Raw genomic sequence first — 7829 nt, 5'->3', positions numbered from 1 at the left:
CGGGTGGGTTATGATTTAAGGCATTGGTTACTAGGTTTTCAAAAACGCGCCATAGTTGTTCTCGGTCTGCATTTATCATTGGCAAATCGGAGCTAATTAAATTGTGAAATGTTGCTTGATTCCTATCCAATAGGGGCTCTAAATCTGCAATAATTGCTTGCACTATTTCGTTTAGTTGTAGTGGCTTGGGGTGCAGAGCTAAACCGCGTACTTCAGTAGAGTGGACTTCCAAAAGCGAGTTAATGAGGTGGAGTTGCCGATCGCTACTTTGGATCATGCGTTCTAAAGTCGATCGCGGCACGGGAACTGCGGATTTGGGATTTGGGATTTGGGATTTGGGATTGTTGATAAATTCTGATTCGTGAGTATTGAGCAAATTTTTTAGTACCAGCAACCAACCCATAACCGGTGTCCGCAAATCGTGGGTGACAGCGTGTAAGAAAATATCTTTAAGTTGGTTGATTTCTTGCAATTCCCTATTTCTTTGCTGCAATTGAGATGTGCGCTCCTCCACTTGTCGTTCTAAATTAGCATTGAGAGCGTATACTTGTTGATATAGTTCGGCTTGCTGAATCGCGATCGCTACTTGCGTTGCCAACTGTTCTAGCAGATCGATTTCAAATTGCTGCCAGTGACGGGGTGCGGAACATTGATGAACTACTAAGGCACCAAATAGCTGATCGCCCAACAAAATCGGTACACCTAAACCGGCTCTTATTTTGTATTCGGAATAGTATTTAGCACAAGGTTGTTGTGTGACTTTGGCGGTATCTTCCACTACTCGGACGCGATGATTTTCAAACAGCGATCGCAATTCTTGCAGGTAGCTTTTATCGTTTACCAGAAAGCCTAAAACAGACGGGTACTTGGGATCGACTGATTCGGCAACTATTTGCCCTTGACTGTTTAGTTGTTGGTAGCCGATGAAAACGCGATCGGCTTGCAGAAATTGTCGTACTTCCGCAACTGTAGTGTTAAGAATTTCGTCGAGATTGAGCGATCTGCGAATGCGTAAAGCGATTTGAGCTAAGAGGCGATCGCGTTGAACTGCTGCAAGTAATTGCTCCTCTGCTTTTTGGTGTTCGTAAGCTTCGATCGCCAAAGAAACTAAATCCGCTATAGAGCCTGCAAAATTTTCTTCTTCTAATGCCCAATGACGACAAGTTTCTACCTGTTCGTGACAGACAATTCCCACCATTTGCCCGCCTAACCAAATGGGTGAATCTAACATAGATTTGACACCAATTGGTGTCAAATAGCGCTCGGAAAACTCTCTAGTTCTGGGGTCGGTATAGGCATCAGGGGCGGCGATTGTCCGCTCGGTTTCCAATGCCTTAAAATAAGCTGGATAGTTAAGTGCTGCCAGTTCCAAACCTTGAGAATGACGATTGGGGCTGCGTTCGTAAAGGTCGATACAGGTAATGCGAGAGCGATCCCTATTATACAACCAAACGCTAGCTCGTTCAATTTCTAAAGTCTTGGCAGCAGCTTCGGTAATTTTTTGAATCGCCGTTTTTAAATTGCCACTATTGATTGTTTTGTCCTTCGCTAATTCCATCAGCACTCGGTTTTGCTGACGCAAGCGCCTTTGGCTTTCGCGCAAAGCTATTTCGACTCGCTTGCGCTCAGTAATATCTAAAGACATCAACATTCCCGCAAATATTTCCCCACGCTCATTTTTAACCGGCAATGTATGTAAAAGATATACCGATTCGCCATATTGCAATTCAAAAATATTTGTATTTCCGGCTAGTGCTGCCCGATAATGCGGCTCTATAATTTTACAGGTTTCGGGAGACCATACCTCCCAAATTGTCTTGCCTTCTAATAATTCTTTGGAAACACCGATTGCAGCTAATCCCGTACCTTCTGCAACGGTGTAACGCAAGTTGCGATCGAACAAGAAAACTCCACCATTGGGAAAGTTCCTCGCCAGGGTGCGATATAATTCTTCTCCTTTCCGCAGTTCTTCTTGTGCCAAGTAGCGCTCGGTGATATCGATCCCAGTACCGATGATGTACTTGACATTGCGATTGGCGTCGAGGATGGCTGTACTTGACCAAGCAATTCGCCGCCGTATCCCGTTTTTTGTCAGCCAATAGTTTTCATAATTTATCGGGAAATGACCTGCTTTTAGCTTATCAAATATAACTTTTACTGCCTCTTTTTCTTCTGTAATTAAGAATAAATCCCAGAAATATTGGCCTTTTACTTCATCAAATGAGTAGTTCGTGATTTGTTCGCAAGCTCTGTTAAAGCGGATAATTTGCCCTTGGCGATCGAGTACCACCACCAACGCACCAGCAGTATCGAGAATAGCAGCAATAAAATCGCGTTCTTGGCGCAATTCTTCTTGGGTTTGTCGTTGAGCGATGACGCCGCCCAGCGTTGCCGCCATCGTCATTAACACCGCTTCTTCATCTCTCGACCAGCGGCGATCGCAATGGCAATCATCAAAACCAATTACACCCCAAAGTTGACCGTTAATTGGAATGGGAACAACTAATATAGATAAAGCTCCTTGCGGTTCTATTAATTGTTTTTGGATAGGCGGTAAATCTTTAATTAAGGCGCTGACAGAATTCCCAGCTTTTAGCGTTTCGTACCAATGCGTCATCCCGTAAGCGGCGAAATCTAGGTTCTGTAAAATAGGGTTGTGAAGTTCGGCAGTAACGCTAGCATGAGCCCATTCAAAGCGGTGACTCGTCACAGGTTCCCCTGTTTCTGGGTGGGGATGAATTTCAAAAATATAGACGCGATCGACTCCCGTTACCCGCCCCAAAGTTGCTAAAGCTTCATTAATAGCTGTGGTATAATCGTCAGCGGTCAACAGTTGGCGAGTGGCTTCTGCAACTCCTTGCAAGAGATTCGGCCAAGAAGGCATAGTTTTGGCGATTGTTTTGGGAAAATTTTGTTTGGCAAATTGTTTGATAGTTTCCTTCATTTTTTACCTGCGCGATCTTTTATTTTTGATTTTTTAATTTTTCACCCGATTGGGTTATCCGATGGTATGAGGGAAATCTCCTCCAGAGGTAATTACACTGGCTTTTGCATAACTATAAAGGAAAAATTATTAAAATTATGCCTCAACAGGGGCAATTTCCCACCCTCTTAAGACTATTATCTGCATTTTTGAGTCGATCGATTTTGACTGTAGCTCAACAAGTACCGCCCAGTCTGACACAGGGGTCACCAAATCAGAGATTGAACGTACAGCGCCAGTGGGGAACTTGTCCGAGTGCAGTTGGGCTTTGGACAGTTTTAGTTCCCTATGAAGGCGGTGCGGATCTTACGGTTGTCGTCGATACGCGCTCTTTTCGCGTCAATGTCGGCTGGGGTACTGAAACTGTTACCAGAAACAAAGGTGATGACAAGGCGTGCAAAACCTGAGTTTACCCAGTTGGCGGTCAACTTCCACGCGACACCTGCTAAATTTAGATCTTGTTGTGCTTTAAAATTAAGGAATACCACATTTGGCAAGTTTTGGTGCTAGCACAGATAATCTGTTACTAGGTAACTTGTTGTGATTAAACATTTGGGGCAAGTGTCCTATTGGTGAATTCATAGTAAAATTGTAATCATCATATTTTAGCCAATGCTTATTGACGCGCCATCCTACACGATCTCCAAAACGGTTATAAATTTCAGGATTTGCTTGTGAACTACCGCCAACAGCTTCCCAAATAGATTTTTGAACGCTAAAACCAAACTTTCCTTTGCTATATTTCACCCAGAGTTTATTGATATTGGCAAGGTCTTTACAAGGAAAACTGTCTATAGATTTTGTATCAAGCCAACTCTCTTCTTCTCGACCAGAAGCCTTAAGCATGATATTACGAGTTTCTGCATCTGCTTCTTTCCATATTTCTAATTTTAGTAAATTTTCGAGTTGAGTATAGTCTGGGCTTGTTGTAATAGAAATAGAACGCGGCGAACTAATAGGCGCAACACTTGTCACCACACTCCGACTAAAACGCGGCTCACTCGTCACCATCGGAATAGACGAACTAATATCCCTCGGACTAATAGAATTCCCACCTAATTTAGAAACCCAAAACCCAATTCCACCACCAAAAACCAATAACACTCCCGCCGCCATCCCCAGAGGAAAATTGGTTTTCCGCTTTGCCAACTTTTGCGCCAGTTCGTCTATCCTCTGCAAAAGCACCTGGGTATTGTGCGGTCTATCCTGTGGCTTTCGCGCCATCAAATTATCGATAAATTTAGCCAAAATGGGTGAAATATTCGCAGCCTGTCGCCAGCTAAACACATCGTTATAAGCATCGTAAAAATTTAAAACATTCTGTCCCGTCAGCAAATACACAAACGTCCGTCCCAATGCAAAAAAATCTGATTGCGGTACTGCTTGGAAATTCTGTTGTTCCGGTGGCGTATACCCAACAGAAACTATCGCCGTAATTTGGTATCCCGCACCCAGTCTGGCAAGATAAGTATAGGTAGCTTCCCTCGCCGTGCCAAAATCAATCAACACCAACTGCCCATCCCGTCTTAGCATGATATTGGGCGGCTTAATATCGCGATGGAAATACTGCTTCCCATGCACTATCTGCAATATTTCTGCCAGTTGCTTTAACCAGGCTATTGCTTGCTGTTCGGAAATGGGATGATTTCCCTGCTGTTTTAGCCACTCTTCTAAGTTTGGCCCCTCGATTTTTTCCATCACAATGCAGTGCAATGTCAACCCGTTTTTGGTTTGATACTCGAAATAACCATCGACTTTGGGAATACCGGGATGCTGGAACTGCTCTAATACGTTTGCTTCTTGTTGAAATAGTTCGACTGCTTTCGGTTCGTTGTTGAGATGTTCTTTGAGGACTTTCAGTATTTTGGCACTTCCCCGTTGTTCTGCGCTGTAAATTTTGCCAAAACCACTGTTATCGCTGAGGAGTTGCATCACCCGATAGCGTCCTTGCAGAAGTAAGTCAGAACGGCAACTTTGACATTGGCGGTTGTTGCTGTTCTGCGGGTGGTCTGGTTTTGGGCAATGTGGGTTGATGCACAGACTCATAATTGGCTGTGGTTGGGTGTGACTTTAGTATAAGGGGGATTTGGGATCTTCTGTCTAAGGATAGGTTTACATTTTTTACCGCAGATGTAAGCGGATGAACGCGGATGTGGAGATGGATGTCTGTTTGGTGGATGGCTGGTTGGTTTTTTTACCGCAGATGTAAGCGGATGAAGGCGGATGAACGCTGATGAAGAGGGTGGATGGCTGGTTGATTTTTTTACCACAGATGAAGAAGGATGAACACAGATGAACACAGATGAAGAGGGTGGATGTATCCTTATTATATGTGCGATCGCTCTTTGGGTATGTTGTTGCGTTTGGGCGCTAAAGCGCAACCTAATCTACTAAACTAACCCCTAGTCCCTAGTCCCTAGCCCCTCTTATGCTAACTCTCTCACAAGCGATCGCTCTTGCTTACCAGTCTCTCCAAATCGGTCAAATATCTCAAGCACAATCGATTTGTCAGCAAATTTTACAGCAGCAACCTGATTGTGCAGAAGCGTTATATTTGCTGGGTGCGATCGCGCATCAATCTGGTAAGCTGGATGATGCGATTCTTTATTATCTCCAAACTATTGCTTTTTCCCCTGCCTATGCTGAAGCTTACTATAGTTTGGCTGCGGCTTTGCATCAGCAGGGTCAGTTATTAGAAGCAATCTCGTATTACCAGCAAGCGATCGCTCTCAAACCAGGTTATACTGACGCTCATTATAATTTAGCTAATGCTTTTCAACAAGTAGGCGATTTCTCTGCTGCTATTCTCCACTATCAGCAAGTTATTTCTTGCCATCCCCAGGATGCGGAAGCTTATGCTAATTTGGCAAATATCTATTTGGAACAAGGTTTTATTGATGCTGCTATTCCACATTACCGGCAAGCGATCGCTCTCCGACCTGATGTTCCCGGAATTTATTACAATCTCGGTAAAGCGCTTCTAGATTTGCACAAGTATGCAGAGGCGATCGTACCATATCAACAGGCTTTAAGTCTTGCGCCACAATATTTAGATGCTTACCTTGGTTTGGGTACTGCTTTTACTTATCTGTTTCGCTATGAGGAAGCGATCGCTTGTTTTCAACAGGCTCTTGCGATCGAGCCCAACAGTCCGGAAACTTACCTCAATTGGGGAATAGCTTTAGCTTATCAGAATCAAGTTGAAAAAGCAATAGAATCTTTCCAAAAAGCGTTGCAACTAAAACCGGATTCTGCGCCAGCTTATTGGGAAAACGCTTTCATTTTGCCGATTATCTACGATACCTTTGAGCAGATTTCTTTCTGGCGTCAGCGCTTCTGTCGGGAAGTTAATCAATTAATTCGACAAACTTGGTTAAATCCCTCCCTCCGTCAGTTTGCTTTAAAAATTTTAAACCAGAAAGCTATTAACTTTTACCCTGCCTATCAAGGTTATAACGAGCGCGGGATACAACGGAAGTTAGGTAAGTTTGTACATCAATTGATGGCAGAGAAATATCCGCAATGGTCTATAGCTTTGCCCATGCCACGTCTGGGTAAAAATGAGAAGATTCGGATCGGCTATATTTCTACTCACTTGCGAAATCATAGCGTCACTAAGTTAATTTTTGGCTGGCTGAAAAACTGCGATCGGCAACAGTTTGAAATTTACACTTATCAAGTTGCTCCCGAAGTAGATTTTATCACAGAAAAAATTCGCGATCGCAGCGATAAATTTTATCATATTTATGGTAATATAGAGACAATTTGCCAACAGGTGATGGCTGACCAACTGCATATTCTGATGTTTGCAGATATTGGTATGAATCCCCTGACTTATCAAATCGCCGCATTACGTCTAGCACCCGTGCAATGTGTAACTTGGGGACATCCGGTAACGACAGGTTTGCCAACGATCGATTACTTTTTATCTGGCGATTTAATGGAACCGGAAAATGCGCGATCGCACTATTCGGAAAAGTTATTTTGTTTGCCGAATATCGGAATGTGCTATCAAAAGCCAGAAATTCCCGAACTTAGCAACACTCGCGCCGATTTTCAGCTTCGCAAAGATGCGATCGTTTATCTTTCCTGTCAATCTTTATTCAAATACCTACCTCAATACGATCGCATCTTTGCCGAAATAGCTAAACGTGTTCCCCAAGCGCAATTTACCTTCATTTCTCACGATGCGGCTACTGTTAATGCTCAATTTCAAGAACGTTTAAAACGAGCTTTTGCTAAATTTGATTTGCACAGCGAAGATTACTGCATATTGCAACCGAGAATGTCGCAAATTGAGTACTTCAACCTCAATCTACTTGCGGATATTTTTCTGGATACCTTCAGTTGGTCAGGCGGTAATACAACCTTGGAAGCGATCGCCTGCGGTTTACCGGTGGTGACTTGTCCGGGAAAATTTATGCGCGGTCGTCACTCCTATGGTATATTAAAAATGATGGGAATGACAGAGACGATCGCCCAAAATGAATCAGAATATATCGATATTGCTGTCAAGTTGGGTTTAGACTTAGATTGGCGACAAGAAATCGTGCGAAAAACCTACGAAAGCCATAGCTTAGTTTACGAAGATAAAACCTGCATTACCGCGCTGGAATCATTCTATAAAACAGTTGTTTTAGAAAGGCAGAAGAGCGTCGGGGCAGACAGGTAAAATAGCGATGTACCATCTATTAACCCAAGTTGCTAGTTACACATTTAAACCTAAAATTAGGTACGTAGTTGGGCTTGACGCCCCTCATTCGAGGGATAAGAGGCGTCAAGCCCAACAACATACCGAGTATCTTTAATCATATCGTGCCCGGTGGCATCAGTTGCCTAAAAAATT

The 7829-nt window shown here is 43.4% G+C and carries 4 protein-coding genes; 2 read left to right on the top strand and 2 right to left on the bottom strand.

Going from position 1 to position 7829, the window contains the following annotated elements:
* A partial coding sequence (locus H6S82_RS11395; protein ID WP_191056237.1) for a GAF domain-containing protein occupies nucleotides 1–2944 on the bottom strand: 2944 nt, incomplete at its 3' end.
* A gap of 137 nt (nucleotides 2945–3081) precedes the next feature.
* Here H6S82_RS11395 and H6S82_RS11390 point away from each other — a divergent pair.
* Nucleotides 3082–3390, top strand: a complete 309-nt coding sequence (locus H6S82_RS11390) for a hypothetical protein (protein ID WP_190470671.1) — start codon at nucleotides 3082–3084, stop codon at nucleotides 3388–3390.
* Nucleotides 3391–3457: 67 nt separating this feature from the next.
* Here H6S82_RS11390 and H6S82_RS11385 read toward each other — a convergent pair whose 3' ends face one another.
* A complete protein-coding gene (locus H6S82_RS11385; protein WP_190470669.1) occupies nucleotides 3458–5029 on the bottom strand; it encodes a serine/threonine-protein kinase in 1572 nt (523 codons plus the stop codon).
* Between the two features lie 382 nt (nucleotides 5030–5411).
* On the opposite strand from H6S82_RS11385, the gene H6S82_RS11380 reads away from it, so the two are divergent.
* Nucleotides 5412–7655 (top strand): tetratricopeptide repeat protein, encoded by a 2244-nt coding sequence (locus H6S82_RS11380; RefSeq protein WP_190470665.1) that lies wholly within the window; start codon nucleotides 5412–5414, stop codon nucleotides 7653–7655.
* Nucleotides 7656–7829 lie beyond the last annotated feature (174 nt).

This window comes from Planktothrix sp. FACHB-1355 (assembly GCF_014748295.1).
GTDB classification, from domain to species: Bacteria; Cyanobacteriota; Cyanobacteriia; order Cyanobacteriales; family Aerosakkonemataceae; genus Aerosakkonema; species Aerosakkonema funiforme_A.
This window is presented reverse-complemented; position numbering and strand designations above follow the sequence as displayed.